The following is a 17,160-nucleotide window of genomic DNA, read 5'->3' on the forward strand; positions in this document are numbered from 1 at the left end:
ATGATGGAGCAAACGCCACGGCAAGCATTGATCGCCGCGCTCACCGGGACGCGCCGCTCCTCCTATGAGTTGGCCCGCATGCTGGGTCTTTCAGAAAAGCAGATCGAAGCCCACCTTGTGCACGTGGTTCGATCTCTTGCGAAAGACCGTTCACGCCGCTTTCTCCTCGAACCTTCCGCGTGTCAGGATTGCGGCTTTGTCTTTCGCGATCGGACGCGTCTCACACGCCCCAGCCGGTGTCCCCGCTGTCGCAGCGAAGCGATTTCTGCACCGCGCTTTGGCGTCGAGCTAGGACGATAGACGGACGACACCAGCGCCCGCCCGGATCAGTGTTCGTCCACATAGGCCCACCGGCTGAACGTCGCGGCTTGGCCGACGTATCGATCTTGGCTATCCCGCACGTTCCAGACGATCGCATCCTTCACGCGGAAGCGCCGACCGGTCCGCGAAATCCGAATGCCCGAGTAGTTCCGGATTAATCCTTGCGTGACCGCCTGGTGGAGCATGTCCGCCCGCTCGCGCTGATTGGCCGGTTCAGCCGTCCGGCGCGACGGCGTGCGGAGAAATTCTTCCTGGCCCATTTCCCACAAGGCCAAAGCCGCCTGGTTCCCGTAGTTCAGGACAGGATCCGCCTCAGTCCCGTGAGAGACGACGATGAACGGCGCGTGGAAGAGCCGTTCCGCCTGCTGGACGGCGCTGCCGCTACGGTCGATGAGCTCCCGGCCGACCCGCGCACGGAAACTATCGAGCAGTAGGGCTACCCACGCCACCCGCGGCTCGGTCTTCCACCAATCACTGCCGTCCGCCATCCGCGTCTTCCTTCACCAAGCTGGCCGCCGCACCGCGCCCACCGACATAGCCGGTCGACCACGCCCATTGAAAATTGAATCCACCGATGCGGCCATCGCAGTCGAGCATCTCGCCGACGAGAAACAGGCCCGGTACCTTCCGTGAGGCCATCGTTCGGTAGTCGATTTCGGAAAGCGGCACGCCACCGGCCGTCACCTCGGCATAATTCCATCCCCGATGGGCGATCACCGGCAGGGGGAATGCGGTCAGCCGGTGGACGAGCATGCGGCGCTGCGCCGCGGGTAGGTGCGCAAGGGACAATTGCGACGTGATGCCGCACGTCCGGCAGATGGCCTCCGCAACGCGGTCGGGAAGCCGCTGTGCGAGGACTCGTGACACCGGTGTGGTCGGCCGTGTTCGTGCCGCGCTCAGCAGCCACTGCTCGACTGCCTGAAAATCCTGTCCTGGAAGGAAGTGACATTGGAGCTCAACCTCGCGGCCTTCAGCCACCGCCAGGGTCCAGAAGCGGCTCATGTCGAGGACCACTGGACCACTGATGCCAAAATGGGTCCATAATAAACTGCCAACACGGCGGTCCATGACTTTCCCATCCACGATCATCGTCAGTTCGACGTCCTGAGTGACGCCTGAGAGTTCGGCATGAAACATGGCTGGATCGAGCCGCAGCGGGACGAGCGCCGGCTCAATGCGCGTTATACTATGCCCCAAGCGACTCACCAACTCCCACCCTTGCCCATCGCTCCCGCTCCTGGGCAGTGACCGACCGCCGGTGGCCATCACGAGTCGGCGCGTGCGCAACACTCCTCCTGCATGTTGAACGGTAAAGAGCCCATCATCGGCCTCACTATCCCACATAATCCTGGTCACGCGGCACTGAGTGCAAATTTCTACCCCCACGGCTCGACACCGGTGCACGAGTGCGTCGAGCACGGTCTTGGCGCGGTTGGTGGTTGGGAACAGTTTTCCCCCTGCCTCTTCTTTCAGTTCCACTCCTAATGATCGAAACCATCCGACGGCAGCGCGGGCGTCGAAGGCGGCGAGAATGTTTCGGATTACCGGTTGAGAGCCATGGAAATCATCCGCCGTCACACAGGCATTCGTGACATTACACCGGCCCCCTCCCGAAACTAAGATTTTCGCGCCGAGTCGCGTGGCTCCCTCCAGCACAATGATGCGGTAGCGAGTCCTCGCCGGCAAAGCTTCGGCAGCAAAGATCGCCGCCGCAAGCCCCGCGGCCCCACCTCCGATGACCGCAATATCGGTCGGTTGCGCGCCGGCATCACTGCCCATTGGATGCCCTTCTCACATCGGTACTACTACTCAAGTAGTTTGACGAAATAGTGTCTTCTTTGGGAAGGAGGTACAATAACTGCCATTTTGTCAGACCGTCGGATATAGTCTGACATAGACGGATCATCAACACTTACACAGGAGGCGGGTAATGAGCCGTCGAGCAGAAACCGAAACCCTGGCGCTGCTTCGGGAGATTCGAGACCTCGTCCAAGTCCTCGTCTTGCGAGAGGTGCAGAACTCTGGAGGGTTGACGAACGTCGAAGACAAGCCGGCTCGCAAGCTCTTCTCCTGGGCCTCGATCCACAAATCCTGTCAGCGTCCACAAGAGTAAACGATTGAGCCGGCCGCCAATGGGCCGGCTTTCTCCGCTCCATTCTCATCATTGATGGGAGGTGACGATGCCCTCCGAGAGTTCTGCATTGGCGTTTGTAACCGTTGATGGCCTGCTCCGCTATGGCGAGGCGCTTGCGCAGCCAACCCTACCTCGGTCGGGCTCCGTGTCCCTCCCTACGCGGTCTTCCGCGGCTGATCGTGCGACCCGTGCCCATCAGGCCATCGAGGCCGTCCGTGCTTTCGGGAGCAGGGCGGTCCAAGGCTTTGCGGCCGCAGCCGACTATCGCCTCGCGCGACAGACCCTGCTCAACGACGCCTGCGGCGGCGATCCATTGGTGTTTTTCGCCGCGTGGAATGCCGCGGTAGCCGAAGGCGCCTTGGCCCCATTGATGCAAGCGCCGATCGGCAGCGTCCGCAAACCCAGTCGTCGCCGGCCCGTCGCCATTGTCCCTCGGGCCCAGCTCACGCCACAATTGGCGGAGGGCCGGATCGTCCTCGATCTCGGCGACGAACGGTTTTGGCTGTTGCCGCGCGACATGTCCAATCGCACGCTGCTCTTTACCATGCGCCACGGCGTTTCCCAAGTCGAAAGCAAGACCCACCGCGTCGGGTGCCGCCTCGCCAATATCCTTGATCCCGAGCGCGGCCAACCGAAGGCCGACGCCGTTGGCGCCGCCCTTGCCCGAATGATCGGCGTGGTTGGACAACAGCTCGATTTTCTCCATCTCTACAATTACCTCGATCCACACACTTTCGTGCACTGTATCAGCCGCAGCCCGAATACGCGTCAATTATTCGAGCGAGTCGTGGCGGCGCTCGCGCCCGGGAAAAGCCATGGAGAGCCAACTTACGAGCCGGCGCTCGAATCTTCTGATTTCGGATGGGTGACCGGGGTAGAAAAAACTCTCGAAACCGACCTTGCCGCGCAGGCATTCGGCGTCGACGTCAAGACGGCCAAACGGCTGCTCAAGCACCCGCTCTACAGCTACCCAGGCGGTCACTCCTTTTTCGATCTCTATGTCGACGTGATCGATGGCCTGCACCAACTCGCCGAAGCCCAACAAGGCAAGGTTGCCTGCCTATACACCCATAGCTCGACGCTTCGGGCATTGATGATCTATCTCGATCCGCGGCCCTTTCATGAGGCGTTCGGCGAGTTCAGCGACTACAAGGAAGGTCAAGACAACGTCGTCTTGCTAACCTATGAGCAGGGACAGCTCTCCGGTTACTCGACGGCCGTCGGCCTGTCTGCTCACGAGCGCGCGGCTCGGGACGCCTGGATGTCGGTCGAGCGCCAACGCCGCGACCGCGTCACGCTCAAGCCGCGCCAGATCAAGCGTCTCGTGGCGCTCGTGTCGGGTGGCGACTTTGCCGGCGCGGGCGCCGCCCTGAAAGAGCTGTACGTCAGCGCAAGCCAGGCGGGGCTCTCAGTGCATTTCGTGCGCCATGGCTTTCTCGGGTTGGCGAACAATTGGATTCACGAGGTTCGCGAACACGACACCCGAGGCATGGTGGGACAGGCCAGCAGCCCGATCGGAAGCAGCCGCTTCGAGGACTTCAAGGATGAACGTATCCAGCAAGCGGCGATGCGCAACCTGCAACCGTATGTGGAGGATGGTGCGCTGGTCGTGCTGGGTGGAGACGGAAGCCTACGCGGCGCGCGGGCCATTTACGAAAACTTCGGCATTCAGGTCGTCGGCATCCCGGGGACGATCGACGACAACATTGCCGAAACCACGTCCCTGGGCTTCCATTCCGCGGTCGCGTTGGCAAATCAATCGATCGAGTCACTCAAAGCAACGAGCGCTGCGATGGGGAGCGTGTTTTTCGTGGAGGTCATGGGAGCCGGCTCAGGGCATCTCGCACTCGCATGTGCCTATCAGGCCCGGGCCGAGGGGCTGTTGGTGAACGAGCATCCCGATCCGGACGGATACATCGAACGAGTGATTCTCGGACGATTAAAACAGACGCTCGGCATCCCGAACAAGAGTCATTTGTTCGTCGTGGCGGAACGGACGCCGCATCGGCATCATGCCTCCGGCGGGGTTCATGGCTTGGTGGATTACGTTGCGCACGCGGTCGCCGAGTGGCCGCAATTTCAAAGCGGCCCCGGCCGCTATCCGCTCATGGTCTCGACGAAGGCGACGATCCTCGGGCACACGTTGCGCGGCGCCCGCCCGACACCGGAGGACAAGGCGATCGCCCAGGACCTCGCCTACGAAGCGGTGCGCCGCTTGATCGAACGCCCCGAAACCGCGGTCGGCTGTATGCTGGCGTATCGGGCGCCACAAACCATCGAGCCGATACCGCTCCATGCAATTTCCACGAAGGCGTTCAATTGGAACCTCTTTACTCGGATGCATGGCGGAGAAGCGACCTGAGGGATTCACGGTGCCTCAAGCAGGGTCGATGAGAGCGACCACGGGACCTGTATGTCCCGTGGTCCGTTGTCGGCGGATTCCAAGCCAGCCACTACGCTCCGCAAGCGTTACCGAGCGTCGCTAGCCTCTAAGATGAGTGCCCCCTCTTGCACGACTGAGGCGCGGCGAACAGTAAAGGCGCCTCCCGGCCGCGTGGGTGCATGGTCATCTTCAATCCGCGTATACCACCAGCGGCCCTCGCCCTCCGAGTAATCGGGAGTCAGGACAATCTCAAAGCCTCCTTCGCGATCGTTCTCCCGCTGCTGCCACGATCCGGTCCACGACTGTCCGATCAAGCTCGCCGTAAGGAACCGGCCGCCCTTCCAGGGATAGCGGCCGTTACCCTGCCGGTCGAGCCGCAATGTTTGGACAATCCCGCTGTCTTCGTATTCCCACTCACCGGCAAGGATCAGGACCGGTCCTGGATCTCCTGTTGCGTTTGCAATTCCGCTTTGGATCTCGTGCGGCACGGACAAGTGGCACCCCGCCATGAACGCCGCAATCATTCCGACCATCATCATCAGCTCAGCACGCTTCATCGATCCTCCCCACGGAATGTGTCATTTTGACGATTATACCAGCGATCGGGCGGGCGTTACCCGGAGGGTCGACACTTCTTCAGCCGGACAGTGCCTGACGTCGATAGCACATGGATTACCCCAACTGCTCGATGCGCCGCGACGCCGTGTCCAGATCGGCATCGGTCTTCGCAAAACAAAAACGGATGAAGCGATGGCCGCGATCCGCTAAAAAAAATGCTTCCCCCGGCACGCCGGCGACCCCGGTCTTATCGAGCAGGTACATCGCGCGCTCTTTTCCAGTCGCGCCCGGCAGACGAGACACGTCAGCGAGGACGTAATACGCGCCTTCTGGAATCGACGGCGTGAGGCCGGCCGAGGCGAGTGCCCGACAGAACCGGTCTCGTTTAGCCTGGTACTCCTCCGCCAATTCCGCGTAGAACGAGGCCGGTAACGATGCAATGCCTTGGGCAACGCCGTATTGAAGTGGCGTCGGAGCGCAGACATACAGGAGATCGTTCATCGCACCGATCAACGTGGCCCACCTCGCGGATGCCACGCTGTAACCGATACGCCAACCGGTAATACTGAACGTCTTCGAGTAGCCTCCTATCGTGATCGTCCGCTCCGCCATGCCTGGCAGGCTCGCCATGCTGACATGGCGCCGCCCGTCGAACAGGAAGTACTCGTAAATTTCATCGGTGAAGATGAGCAAATCATGCTGAATGGCGAGTTCCGAAAGCCACTCGAGTTCCTCTCGCGTGAAGACTTTCCCGCCTGGATTGCCCGGTGTGTTGATCACCATCGCTTTTGTGCGTGACGTCACGGCCGCTTCAACGGCCGCGCGAGAAAAAAGATCCAATCCGGCGGCTGCATGTGGACGATACGGGGGACAGCCTCTACCGCGACGAGCGCGGTGATGTGGTACGCATAGTACGGCTCGAAGACAAGGACCTCATCGCCAGGATTGAGCAGCGCGAGGCAGGCACAGTGGAAGGCACCCGTCGCGCCGGCGCTGATCGTGATCTGCGTCTCCGGATCGACGGTAATCCGATTGTAATCAGTCAGCTTCTTCGCAAGCGCAAGACGAAGTTCCTTTAAGCCGTCAAACCGGCTATAGGTATTGAGCCCCGCTTGCATCGCGGCCTGGGCGGCGGCGATCACGGCCTCTGGCGCAGGCGTATCGCACACGCCTTGCGCCATGTTGATGCCATTCGCTCTGACGCACGCCGCCGTCATCGCTCGAATCTCCGATTGCGCCAGGGCCGCCATTCGTTGATTGCCATGTCGATCCATCTCGTTCTCTCCGTCAAGCTTTCTCTTGCCTCTTTGAACCGGCCTGTCGGCCCTCTTACGTGACACACGACGACCACGAGGGTCAACTGCCTGTGGGCCGATTCGTTTCGATTAGAGCGCGGCGGACGGCGAAGCGAGGGATCGAGGGTGGCGGCGAAACTGATGGTAGTAGGTGAGGACTTTGCGAACGTAGACCTGCGTTTCGTGAATCGGAGGCACGCGGCGGTATCGCTTCACCCGATACTCGCCCGCGTTATAGGCGGCGATGGCGAGCGTGATATCGCCGTGGAAGCGGTCCAGGAGATAGCGGAGGTGCTTCGCGCCGCCGCGAATGTTCTCTACCGGATTGAACGGGTCGCGGACGCGTAAGGAAGCCGCCGTGCCGGGCATGAGCTGCATGAGACCGAGAGCGCCGGCAGGCGAAATCGCCGTCGCATCGAAGTCCGACTCGGCTTGAATCACGGCACGAAGGAGCGCCGGTGAAAGCCGATATCGACCGGCGTACCATCGGATCGCGTCGTTAACTTCACCAACGGAGACCGGCCGCGGCATTGTCCACGCCGGTCGATAGGAGATGGAATGCGTCTCTTGCTGTCCCCCTTGTATCACGACAATCGCGCCGTCCCGTTGGATTGCCTGATAGGATCCTCCGCTGAGCGCCGCCGGCATGCTGAGCACCACGACAGACAGGAAGGCCGTGCCTACTCCCCATCGACCGATGGGGATGTTGTCTTGTTGAGATGCATGCTGATTGGTCATGGTCTCCATTGTTCCTCCCTACTTTCCGGTTTCACGATGGCTAGGAACGAACAGGACCGTCGATGGGAAAGGAGGATCAGATTCTGTGCCGCGTGGGACGAAAATGGCCGGGCTCGAAAACAACGGCTTGGAGAGGGGGCCTCTACGACTTGTGAAGGAAGACCGGGCATCGTCTCTACAATTTTTGCCACAGCGGACGCCAAATCCTGCCTGCTTGACACGGACAAAATTGAGGTAACGATTACATGCCAGGCCGGCGTTCTGCAGCGACCTCGAGATGGAGCTGCTCGGACCCGCGGAGGAGATCGAGATCCAACACTTGGCCGGCATCCACGCGGCAGGCTCGTTTGGCATCCTGGGGATGAGGCACGTCTGCGAGCACGGTCCCGTTGCATGCCACGATCAAGTCGCCGGCTCGGATGCTTGCCGCGGCCGCTGGTGATCCTGGACTTACATCGTTGACGAGATAGCCGCGCGTCGTGCCCGTGTCCGACCATTCCCAATGTGCCCCGATGCGTCCCGTGCCGAGCAGTCCCGCCTTTATAGCAAAGCGGGTCACGAGCCGATGCGCGATCAGACGAGCGAGATTCTCCGGTGTCTCGGAAAGTCCTTCATTGGAATGCCCTTCTCCATCGAACAGGACATGGCCGGTTTCGACATCCACCATTCGCCAGGACAGCCCCACTCGTCCGTTTTTCGCGGCTTCCTCTCCGCTCCATTGCTGCACTTCCCCGATGATGATGGCTTTTGCGCCGGCAATTCGCCCGACGCTCAGGGCGCGCGCTTCTTCCGAGTAGCTCAGTTGAATCACCTGTTCTTCGAGCACCTGTTGCAGCTTCGCCCGCTCTACGATCGTAAAATCGAGGTCCAGCAGCAGATTCGTCATCAGGCTTGAGACCTTCGCCCCCGATCCCGGCGCATCCGGCGCATCGGCGAAGTTCAGCACGGCCAACGTCTGATAGGCCAACACGGTCTGGCGATTGATTGGGCCATATCCGGTCGTAATCACGTCCAGGTTGCGGAGCGGCGCGCTCGGACTCTCGTCTTCGAGGCTCGCCGCGCCGGTACAGCCCTTTTTCTTCTGCATCAACGCGATCGGAGGCCCCCACGTGCAGAGACGGTCGTTGACGAGAATCAAATGGATCGGGTGCTCGCGCTGGCGGTCCAATACCCAATTGGTGAAGGGATAAAACAGACAGCCGCCGACCCACACCGAGACGGGACACAGCGATAATTCATACAGCCATTGCCGGCTGGTGTTGAAATGGTACTGCCACACCGTCACCCGGCCGTCGTCGCGCAGCACAAGATCCGGTTTGCCGATGGCTTGGACCACGGCCGTCCTGGGCATCGTCGCTTCGAGCCGGTCAAGTTTGCTGTCCGAGTTGAAAAACGTATAGACCACCGCACAGCCACTGATCGCAGCGGCCGCCAGGCCTATCACCATGGATCGGAGGATCATTTCTGTTAAGAGGGAACAGTCGAGCAGCTCACGCTATCACTGCTGAGGACAGCGCGCAAGACGAGGGCTACTTATCCGGCGTCAGCAATGCGCGGATCGTCGCCACCAAGGATTCAATCGTAAAGGGCTTGTGGAAGAACGGGGTGTTGGGGTTGAGGGCGGCATTGAGGAAGAGTTGTTCATTCCGGTATCCCGACATCAAAATCACCTTCATCTCAGGTCTGATCGTCAGCGCCAGCGGCGCGAGTTCCAGCCCGGTCATCCCCGGCATCACGACATCGACCAACAAGAGGTCGAGCTTGCCTTTGTGCTCACGGACGATCCGTAGCGCTTCATGCCCGTCAGCCGCCTCGACGACGGTGAAGCCGCGAGCCTGAAGTCCCAAGGACAACACCTTGCGGATCTTCGCCTCATCGTCGACGAGGAGGATGGTTGCGGACGCGCGGGGACCGTCGCCAGAGAAGACGCTCCGCGCGCGGTCGGGGGTCGGTATCGTTCCCATCTCGGTAGACCTCAGGACTGCGTCTTTTGTCTACCGAGTTTATCGTAACGCCGATGGAAATAACCACTGTGCCCCTACCATACTTCAGTACGAAAACTGCGGACAGTGATCCCATGCTGCCGTAGCCCCGCCTCGAGCTGCTGGCGGCACGCCAGATTCCCGCACATCCGTAGATCGCAGCCTGGAAGATCGGGAACGAGGCGGAGCAGCGGGCCCAGATCAACCTGAAGGTCACCGTCACAGGTGTCGTCGGCGCACATCACCCGTCCACGCCCGTACGGCCACGACTCGGGCCATTGACGCGTCAGCACGGGGTGGTAGCGAAAATTCTCCGGGAACTCCCGCTCCACCGTCAGCAGCTCCTCGTGCCGCATCAGCTGACGATGATGGCGCACGCTGGCGATCAATGTCAGATGCACCCCGAGTCGCCCGGGCTCCCGGCCAAACGCGTGAGCCCGCATATGATCGATGTAGGCCAAAAACGGCGTGATCCCGGTCGAAAGCGCAATCGCCACGATCCGCATCCAGGGCCACTCAGTGTCTGGCTCCAGTCGTAAGTTGCGCGGGTCGCAGACCGGGCTGTTTTCGAAGACCACCAACTCGTCTCGTCCGGCATCGAGCGCCATCCGCACGTCGATTGATTCGCCGGTCCGATGCAGGTCCTCCACCTGCTCGGACTGCCACCAGATCGACGTGTCGGCCCGTTCCTCATGGGTGTGGTTGATGATGGTCTCGAGGATGAGCGGCATCGTGACCGCAGCGTTGGATCGTGTGTACATCCGCCGGCGGATCTTCCCGCTCCGCGCGCCCAGCGGCCTGGCGAGAAACGCATTTCCCGGGCGCATCGCATCCTGGACACGATAGCGCCGGCCCCCGATCTCGTATTCTTCCTGCAGCGTCAGCGCGATGAGGCGGATTTCACCGGGGTCGATGGTCTCGACCTTACTGATGACCGCCGGCACGAAGACTTCAGCCGTCCGCATCTGGACTCAGTCGCCTCTGAAATCGGCCCCGGCAGTGGTGAGCCGTTCCCGCATGAGAATGTTCTAATGCGCCGTTAATCATCGCTTCATCTTTCCTTGCTACCGTTGCCTCACGGTTGACCACTCACCACATCGTGACGGAGGCGATGATGGAATGCCAAAAGTGCCATGGGCTGATGGTCGAGGAATGGCTGACCGATGAGCTCGACGAAGCGTACGTGTGGCGATGCGTGAATTGCGGCGCCTGCGTCGATCACACGATCGAGCGGAACCGGTCCCGGGGGTCTGCGGAACCGGCCGCGTTGCGCGTCTGACGGTACTACTCTCGCGTGAGTTTCCGATACCGCACGCGATGCGGCCGTTCGGCTTCCTTCCCGAGACGCTTCTTCCGATCGGCTTCATACTCGGTGTAGTTGCCGTCGAACCAGACGACCCGACTGTCGCCCTCGAAGGCCAGGATGTGGGTCGCGATGCGGTCGAGGAACCAGCGATCGTGACTGCTTACCATGCAGCAGCCTCCGAAGCCTTCCAAGCCCTCTTCCAGCGCACGCAACGTGTTCACATCCAGATCGTTCGTCGGCTCGTCAAGGAGCAGGAGGTTGGCGCCTTCTTTCAGCATGCGGGCCAGATGAACCCGGTTTCGCTCTCCACCCGAGAGGTCTTTGACTTTCTTTTGCTGATCGCTGCCGCCAAAGTTGAATCGGCCGCAGTAGGCGCGTGAGTTTACTTCGACCTTCCCGAGCTTGATCGTGTCCTGCCCATCCGAGATGACTTCCCACACGGTTTTTGTGCCGTCCAGCGTGCGGTCCTGATCCACGTATCCCAGCTTCACCGTGTCACCGATTCGAATGGTGCCGCTATCGGGCTTCACCTGCCCGGTGATCATTTTAAAGAGCGTGGTCTTTCCCGCTCCATTCGGGCCGATGACGCCGACGATGCCGCCGGGCGGCAGACGGAACGTCACATGCTCGAACAGCACCTTGTCGCCGAACGACTTGGTGACGTCATTCGCCTCGACGACGACGTCGCCCAACCGCGGGCCCGGCGGGATATAAATCTCCAGATCCTCCGCCTGCTTCTCCTGCTGCTGTCCGAGCAGCTCTTCATAGCGCGAGAGGCGCGCTTTGCCTTTGGCGTGACGGCCCTTTGGGGACATGCGGATCCATTCCAACTCCCGCTCCAACGTCTTTCGCCGCTTGGATTCCGCCCTTTCTTCTTTTTCCAGGCGCGCCTGCTTCTGCTCCAGCCACGACGAATAGTTGCCCTTGAACGGAATCCCGTGCCCTCGGTCCAATTCCAAGATCCACCCCGCCACGTTGTCCAGGAAGTAGCGATCGTGTGTGACGGCGATGACGGTCCCTTTGTACTGCTGCAAGTGCTGCTCGAGCCATTGCACGGATTCCGCATCGAGATGATTGGTCGGCTCGTCCAGTAGGAGGATATCAGGCTCCTGAATCAGCAACCGGCACAGCGCGACCCGGCGCCGCTCGCCGCCCGACAGCACGCCGACCTTCGCATCGGACGGCGGACAGCGAAGCGCGTCCATCGCCACCTCGAGTTCGTTCTCGAGTTCCCAGCCATTGGCCGCTTCGATCTTCTCCTGGAGCTGGCTTTGCTTCTCCAACAACTTTTCCATCTCGTCGGCCGAGACGTCCTCGCCCAACCGGGTGCTCACCGCTTCGTACTCCTTGAGCAGCCCGACGACCTCCCGGCGGCCTTCCTCCACGACCTCCTTCACCGTCTTGTTCGGATCGAGCTGCGGCTCCTGCTCGAGCAGACCCACGGTGTAGCCCTTCGACATCGTCACCTCGCCGACATAATCCTTGTCGACGCCGGCGATGATGCGCAAGAGCGTGCTCTTCCCCGAGCCGTTCAATCCGATGACCCCGATCTTCGCGCCGTAGTAGAACGACAGGTAGATGTCCTTGAGAACCTGTTTTTTCGGCGGATGGATGCGGCTGACACCGATCAGCGAAAAGATAATTTGCTTGTCATTGCTGCTCATGGCTCCTCCCCTCTGTCGCTTTCTTGTACCCCACCGATCGCCGCCCGTGCAAATCGCATCGACACGGCCCTCTAGTTCGGGGACACCGCGGAGAGTAGAATCATAGTACCGTTTCGAAAGGAGACGTGGCATGCTGCCGGTCGCATTGCTCATTGCCTTGATGGTCATGACCTGGGCCGCGGCGGTTGTCTCGGTGTACGTCGAATCGGATCATCCGACGTCCCCGTCGGACCGCCACGCCGAGGAGCAGGATTACTCCGACGCTGCGTGACCTCTCTCGGGTCACGGGTTGAAGCGATCGCCATCGCACTCCCTACCTGGTCGGTCTGTCCGCGTCCTTCAAACCTGATGTTCCGCGGAATCCCTTCTCAGGTCTCGGTGTGCGATCAGTGTGTTATGGTAGTGCCATGCCTCTTCCCGGTCCGGCGGACGAGCGGCTTCACTGTATCGATTCCCTCCACCCCGCTCGCCAACTCACTCTCACAACGCAGTCGCCGTGGCGTGCACTGAGCCATCGCAATTACGCGTTGTTCTTTACCGGGCACGGCCTCTCGCTGTGCGGCACATGGATGCAGAGCCTCACCCTCGCGTGGCTCGTGTATCGGCTCACCGGCTCGCCGTTTCTTCTCGGGATCGTGGAGTTCGTCGCGCGCGCGCCGATCCTGGTGTTCAGCGTCCTCGGCGGCTTGTTCGCCGATCGATGGCCCAGACGCCGGTTGTTGATGATCGCGCAGTCCGGCCTGCTGCTGCAGGCGGCGGCCCTGGCTGCATTGACACTGACCGGACGCGTGACGATTGAATGGATCATTGCGCTCGCCATCCTCATCGGCGTGATCAGCGCGCTTGAAATCCCCGTTCGGCAGTCGTTCGTCGCCGACCTCGTACCGCGCGGCGACATCCCCTCGGCCATTGGGCTCAACTCCTCTCTCTTCAATGTCGCCCGGATCATCGGTCCTTCGGCAGCGGGCGTCATCGTAGCCGTCGCCGGTGAAGGCCTCTGCTTTCTGCTGAATGCCCTGAGCTATCTCATGATCCTCGCTTGTCTGTTCGCGATGCGTCTTCAGCCACAGCCGCCCCGCGAAGGGGGGAATGCCCTCACGCTGCTCATTGAAGCATTCCGTTATGCCTGGGAGACTCCTCACGTACGGGCCGTGCTCGCGGTCACGGCAGTCTTGAGCATTTTTGCCATGCCGTACAGCACCCTGTTGCCGGTCTTTGCCCAGGACATCCTCAAGAGCGGTCCGGGTGGCTTGGGGGCACTGATGGCTGCGAGCGGCGTGGGAGCACTCTTGGCGGCCTTTCGCCATGCGCGACGAGGCACCGTGAAAGGCCTTGGACGTTCCATTGCACGGTCGGTGGCCCTCTTCGGCATCGGCTTGTTGATCTTTTCGTGGAGCCGATCATTTTGGCTCTCGGCTGCGGCGATGATCACGATCGGGTATGGAATGGTGAGCAGCCTTGCGGGGACCAATATTTTGTTGCAGAGCCTCGTACCGGACCGTCTCCGCGGCCGAATCGTGAGCTTCTTTACCACGGTTGTCTCTGGGGTTCACGGTGTTCGGCAGTCTGTTGGCGGGAATTGGCGCCACGTATGCTTCCGCATCGTGGACGCTCACCTGTGGTGGAGTCGTGACGATCATCTCCGCCGCGCTCTTCTGGAACGCGCTGCCCGCAATCCGCCGGCACATTCATGAGCATCAATTATTGCCGGCCGAGGAGAGCGGCGCCGCCTAAACCGGTGCCTCGGGCACTGCTTTGACGCAACGATTGCCGGATCTCTCGCGAATTCCCTATAATCCGCCACGTCACAGCGTGCGTATGCAACGGCTACACGGCAAAATTGCGATCGTGACAGGGAGCAGCAGCGGCATCGGCAAGGCCATTGCGCTAAAGTTCGGCCGAGAAGGTGCAACGGTGATCGTGGCGGCGCGCCGTGCACGACTCTGTGAAGCCGTGGCTGATCAAATTCGTCGAAGCGGTGGGCAGGCGGTGTCGATACCGACGGATGTAACCGATGAAACACAGGTGGAGCGTCTGATCGGGGAGACCTGCCGGCAGTTCGCGCGGCTCGACGTCCTTGTCAACAATGCCGGTATCGGGGGTGGCGGCAGGATCGTTGAGACCACGACCGACACGTTCGAGCGCGTGATGAGCACGAACCTCCGCGGCACGTTCCTCTGTGCGCGCGCGGGATTTCGTGCGATGTTGAGCACCGGCGGCGGTGTCATTCTCAATATGGCGAGTGTCGCCGGTATTCAGGCCTGGGCCGGCACGGGCACCTACAGTGCCTCGAAGTTCGGGATCATGGGCTTGACGAAGGCGCTCGCGGATGAGGGGCGGCGGCACAGCATTAAAGTCTGCGCGATCTGTCCGGCCGGTGTCGCTGACGAGCTCGTCGATGCGAGCAAAACTGAGATCGTGGCGAGCGGCGCGATCGATCCGTTCGACGTGGCGGAGACCGCCATCTATCTGGCGACCCTCGGCCCGAATGCGATTGTCCAGCAAGTCATCATCGACAGGATGGGGGCGGACTGGTGACAAGGGTGAAGCCGGGGCGATACCGGCACTACAAGGGCAAGGAGTATGAAGTGATCGGCTGCGCCCGCCACTCGGAAACCGAAGAGGAGTTCGTGGTGTACCGGGCGCTCTATGGCGAACAGGGGCTTTGGGTCCGCCCACTCGTCCTCTTTTTGGAACCAGTCATGATCGGAACCGCGCGATTGCCGCGTTTCTCACTCGTGCAGGAGCGGCCGGACGATGGCCGTTAACTGGTCACGCGGCTTTCGGCGCCTCGCCTGGTCGGTTTTTCTCCTGCCGATCGTGCTCTTCGGCGGTTACCTCCTGATCGTGCTGAATTGGAGCTTTTCGGACGGGGATCGTGTCGGGTATCTCCAGAAGTTTTCGCGGAAGGGTTGGCTCTGCAAGACCTACGAGGGCGAACTCGCGATGACGACCGTGCCCGGGGTTGCCCCGGTCTTGTGGCAATTCAGCGTCTGGGATGAATCGGTCGCCGAAAAGATCAACCACTTCTTGGGCAAGAAGGTCGTGCTGCATTACCGCGAGTATCGCGGCATCCCGACGGACTGTTTCGGCAGCACTGATTATTTCGTCGATGCAGCGGAGGCGCTGCCTGAATGATCGGAGAGAACGCACTCACTCGCCTTCCTCCTGATCCATGAGCCGCCGTCTCGGCGGCATCGGGCTCCGCTGGTGTTCCTCCTCCACGAGACGTTGGCACGCTTCGCACAACTCTCCGTGGCCTTCAGTCATGAAGTTTCAGCCAACTCTCCACATCGTTCGCAAATCATGACTCCCTCGACCAGTGTACAGATTACTATCGTACCCGATCAGCGAGATGACTGGCTAGCAATCGATCGACGGTAAATATGCCATCCGCTCATGACTGTTCAATCGTCCGTCGAGGACGTGGTATCCTGCCACCGGAATATCGGAATCGCAATGATAGGAGATCGTCGGCATCGACGGTCGAAAGGAATCGATCGCTCCTCGGACTTCCGCCATGGCCTCCCCTCGTCATCACATGCCCGCCCTGCATTCTCGCGGCATGATTGCACGGTCCGTCGGTGTCGTGGCGATTGCCCTGGGGTTCATGTTGGGGATGTATGGGCTGGACCATCCCGACTCGGTGTGGCTGCGGACCGCCCTCGGCCTTATCGCAACGGGCCTGCTGGCGCAAGGCTATGGATTGTATTGTGCGATTCGCCGGCTGATGCGGGGCCGCCAGCACGATGACTAGCCGTCCACGCGCGCGCACCGGCCGAGCAATCGCGACGCTGTCCTTTCTCACGGTCGGGCTTCTTGTCTCGCCGTTCTCGGTTGGTGCTACCGAACAGATCGTCACGGAGCGCAAGGATCTCTCGCTGACGCTCGGCGTGCGCGAATGGCTGAGCCAGGGGCGAAGCGCAAACAACATTGCCGGCCCCGGCGGACATCCGAACGTGTTGTCGGAGTTGACCTGGCGCGGCGTGAACAGTGTCGTGACCGAAGTCAACGCTGATCTGATTGTCCAGCGCTTTGTGGCCAGTCTGTCGGTGGGCTATGGCGGAATCACGAACGGCACGTTTTTCGATCAGGATTGGGATGGCGACAATCGCACACAGAAGCTTGTCGAGACGATCTCGACCGTCGGGGAAAGCTCGGTGTTCTTCGTCTCGATCAGCCCAGGCGTCCGCCTTCTGCACTGGTCGGTCGAGGACAACCCGATTCAAGGCGGCGTCGATGCGTTGATCGGGTATCAACTGTGGCGTGAACGGTACCAAGCCTTCGGAGGGCAGCAAACGTTTCCGACCATCGAGCCGCTTCCCAACGTCGTCGCGATCTCGCAAACGAATACCTGGCAGAGTCTACGCCTCGGGATCCGAGGTACCGTGCCCGTCTTCTCGTTTCTCGCGATCAAAGGCAGCGTCTTCTATATACCCGTCACGTACTACCGCAGCGAGGATGTTCACCATTTGAGACCGGATTTGGCGCAGAACCCGAGCTTCCTGACGACGGCGACCGGCGGCCAAGGCGTGCAGGCGGAAGGATCGATCGTCGTCAGACCGTGGCGGGGGTTGTTGCTGGAAGCCGGCTATCAGTATTGGGACATTCGATCGGGGTCGGGCACCGTCGAAGCGTTCGGTGCGAATGGGGCGACCTCCAGTGAGCCGTTCAATGTTGACAATACCCGGCGGCAAGGCGTGTTCTTCGCCGTCAGCTGGCAGTTCTAGTGTCCTGTCTCTGAAGTACGTGGAATAAGTTGTGCATTGGTGGTGTCCT

Annotated in this window: 22 protein-coding genes; 11 read left to right on the plus strand and 11 right to left on the minus strand. The window is 60.9% G+C overall.

Annotation, left to right across the window (positions count from 1 at the left end; all coding sequences use genetic code 11):
• Positions 1 to 3 precede the first annotated feature (3 nt).
• Positions 4 to 300, plus strand: a complete 297-nt coding sequence (locus tag AC1U7K_RS14475; RefSeq protein WP_480252206.1) for a transcriptional regulator — start codon at positions 4 to 6, stop codon at positions 298 to 300.
• 26 nt (positions 301 to 326) lie between these two features.
• On the opposite strand, the gene AC1U7K_RS14480 is transcribed toward AC1U7K_RS14475, so the two are convergent.
• Both AC1U7K_RS14480 and AC1U7K_RS14485 read right to left on the minus strand, forming a co-directional pair.
• On the minus strand, positions 327 to 809 hold the full coding sequence (locus AC1U7K_RS14480; protein WP_480252173.1) for an MEKHLA domain-containing protein: 483 nt from the start codon (positions 807 to 809) through the stop codon (positions 327 to 329).
• On the minus strand, positions 793 to 2,100 hold the full coding sequence (locus AC1U7K_RS14485) for a BaiN/RdsA family NAD(P)/FAD-dependent oxidoreductase (protein ID WP_480252174.1): 1,308 nt from the start codon (positions 2,098 to 2,100) through the stop codon (positions 793 to 795). Before AC1U7K_RS14485 ends, AC1U7K_RS14480 begins: the two co-directional genes overlap by 17 nt.
• Before the next feature lie 151 nt (positions 2,101 to 2,251).
• Here AC1U7K_RS14485 and AC1U7K_RS14490 point away from each other — a divergent pair, with 151 nt between their 5' ends.
• Positions 2,252 to 2,434 carry a hypothetical protein gene (locus AC1U7K_RS14490; RefSeq protein ID WP_480252176.1) on the plus strand — a complete coding sequence of 61 codons (183 nt, stop codon included), beginning with the start codon at positions 2,252 to 2,254 and terminating at the stop codon, positions 2,432 to 2,434.
• 67 nt (positions 2,435 to 2,501) lie between these two features.
• Complete coding sequence (locus AC1U7K_RS14495; protein WP_480252177.1) at positions 2,502 to 4,817, plus strand: 6-phosphofructokinase; 2,316 nt, start codon at positions 2,502 to 2,504, stop codon at positions 4,815 to 4,817.
• A gap of 107 nt (positions 4,818 to 4,924) precedes the next feature.
• On the opposite strand, the gene AC1U7K_RS14500 is transcribed toward AC1U7K_RS14495, so the two are convergent.
• The 7 genes from AC1U7K_RS14500 to AC1U7K_RS14530 form a co-directional block, all read right to left on the minus strand.
• The gene (locus AC1U7K_RS14500; RefSeq protein ID WP_480252178.1) at positions 4,925 to 5,395 is read right to left on the minus strand and encodes a hypothetical protein; all 471 of its coding nucleotides are present in this window, start codon (positions 5,393 to 5,395) and stop codon (positions 4,925 to 4,927) included.
• 115 nt (positions 5,396 to 5,510) lie between these two features.
• A complete protein-coding gene (locus AC1U7K_RS14505; RefSeq protein WP_480252179.1) occupies positions 5,511 to 6,200 on the minus strand; it encodes a pyridoxal phosphate-dependent aminotransferase in 690 nt (229 codons plus the stop codon).
• Positions 6,197 to 6,670, minus strand: coding sequence for an aminotransferase class I/II-fold pyridoxal phosphate-dependent enzyme (locus tag AC1U7K_RS14510; RefSeq protein WP_480252181.1), 474 nt, complete (start codon positions 6,668 to 6,670; stop codon positions 6,197 to 6,199). The genes AC1U7K_RS14505 and AC1U7K_RS14510 overlap by 4 nt, the downstream gene beginning before the upstream one ends.
• A gap of 111 nt (positions 6,671 to 6,781) precedes the next feature.
• Entirely contained in the window at positions 6,782 to 7,429 is a 648-nt protein-coding gene (locus AC1U7K_RS14515; protein ID WP_480252182.1) for a lytic transglycosylase domain-containing protein, read from the minus strand.
• A gap of 241 nt (positions 7,430 to 7,670) precedes the next feature.
• Entirely contained in the window at positions 7,671 to 8,876 is a 1,206-nt protein-coding gene (locus AC1U7K_RS14520; RefSeq protein WP_480252183.1) for a CsgG/HfaB family protein, read from the minus strand.
• Between the two features lie 82 nt (positions 8,877 to 8,958).
• Positions 8,959 to 9,393, minus strand: a complete 435-nt coding sequence (locus AC1U7K_RS14525) for a response regulator (RefSeq protein WP_480252184.1) — start codon at positions 9,391 to 9,393, stop codon at positions 8,959 to 8,961.
• Between the two features lie 74 nt (positions 9,394 to 9,467).
• Positions 9,468 to 10,376, minus strand: a complete 909-nt coding sequence (locus AC1U7K_RS14530) for a hypothetical protein (RefSeq protein WP_480252186.1) — start codon at positions 10,374 to 10,376, stop codon at positions 9,468 to 9,470.
• Positions 10,377 to 10,522: 146 nt separating this feature from the next.
• Here AC1U7K_RS14530 and AC1U7K_RS14535 point away from each other — a divergent pair, with 146 nt between their 5' ends.
• Positions 10,523 to 10,690 carry a hypothetical protein gene (locus tag AC1U7K_RS14535; RefSeq protein ID WP_480252187.1) on the plus strand — a complete coding sequence of 56 codons (168 nt, stop codon included), beginning with the start codon at positions 10,523 to 10,525 and terminating at the stop codon, positions 10,688 to 10,690.
• A gap of 5 nt (positions 10,691 to 10,695) precedes the next feature.
• On the opposite strand, the gene ettA is transcribed toward AC1U7K_RS14535, so the two are convergent.
• Positions 10,696 to 12,381 (minus strand): energy-dependent translational throttle protein EttA, encoded by a 1,686-nt coding sequence (gene ettA / locus AC1U7K_RS14540; RefSeq protein ID WP_480252188.1) that lies wholly within the window; start codon positions 12,379 to 12,381, stop codon positions 10,696 to 10,698.
• Positions 12,382 to 12,511: 130 nt separating this feature from the next.
• Between ettA and AC1U7K_RS14545 the strand changes: the two genes are divergently transcribed.
• The 5 genes from AC1U7K_RS14545 to AC1U7K_RS14565 all read left to right on the plus strand — a co-directional run bounded on the left by AC1U7K_RS14545 (position 12,512) and on the right by AC1U7K_RS14565 (position 15,519).
• Positions 12,512 to 12,652 (plus strand): hypothetical protein, encoded by a 141-nt coding sequence (locus tag AC1U7K_RS14545; RefSeq protein WP_480252190.1) that lies wholly within the window; start codon positions 12,512 to 12,514, stop codon positions 12,650 to 12,652.
• A 136-nt stretch (positions 12,653 to 12,788) separates the two neighbouring features.
• Positions 12,789 to 14,075: an MFS transporter gene (locus tag AC1U7K_RS14550; RefSeq protein ID WP_480252192.1), complete on the plus strand. Its 1,287-nt coding sequence runs from the start codon at positions 12,789 to 12,791 to the stop codon at positions 14,073 to 14,075.
• A 124-nt stretch (positions 14,076 to 14,199) separates the two neighbouring features.
• On the plus strand, positions 14,200 to 14,919 hold the full coding sequence (locus AC1U7K_RS14555) for an SDR family NAD(P)-dependent oxidoreductase (protein WP_480252194.1): 720 nt from the start codon (positions 14,200 to 14,202) through the stop codon (positions 14,917 to 14,919).
• Between the two features lie 5 nt (positions 14,920 to 14,924).
• Positions 14,925 to 15,149, plus strand: a complete 225-nt coding sequence (locus tag AC1U7K_RS14560) for a DUF1653 domain-containing protein (RefSeq protein ID WP_480252208.1) — start codon at positions 14,925 to 14,927, stop codon at positions 15,147 to 15,149.
• The gene (locus AC1U7K_RS14565; RefSeq protein WP_480252195.1) at positions 15,139 to 15,519 is read left to right on the plus strand and encodes a hypothetical protein; all 381 of its coding nucleotides are present in this window, start codon (positions 15,139 to 15,141) and stop codon (positions 15,517 to 15,519) included. The genes AC1U7K_RS14560 and AC1U7K_RS14565 overlap by 11 nt, the downstream gene beginning before the upstream one ends.
• Before the next feature lie 225 nt (positions 15,520 to 15,744).
• Here the strand turns inward: AC1U7K_RS14565 and AC1U7K_RS14570 are convergent, their stop codons facing one another.
• Positions 15,745 to 15,903 (minus strand): hypothetical protein, encoded by a 159-nt coding sequence (locus tag AC1U7K_RS14570; RefSeq protein WP_480252196.1) that lies wholly within the window; start codon positions 15,901 to 15,903, stop codon positions 15,745 to 15,747.
• A 43-nt stretch (positions 15,904 to 15,946) separates the two neighbouring features.
• On the opposite strand from AC1U7K_RS14570, the gene AC1U7K_RS14575 reads away from it, so the two are divergent.
• Positions 15,947 to 16,138, plus strand: coding sequence for a hypothetical protein (locus AC1U7K_RS14575; RefSeq protein ID WP_480252197.1), 192 nt, complete (start codon positions 15,947 to 15,949; stop codon positions 16,136 to 16,138).
• Positions 16,131 to 17,111, plus strand: coding sequence for a hypothetical protein (locus AC1U7K_RS14580; protein ID WP_480252199.1), 981 nt, complete (start codon positions 16,131 to 16,133; stop codon positions 17,109 to 17,111). Before AC1U7K_RS14575 ends, AC1U7K_RS14580 begins: the two co-directional genes overlap by 8 nt.
• Positions 17,112 to 17,160: the final 49 nt, after the last annotated feature.

It is taken from the genome of Nitrospira sp. Vd2 (assembly GCF_979581665.1).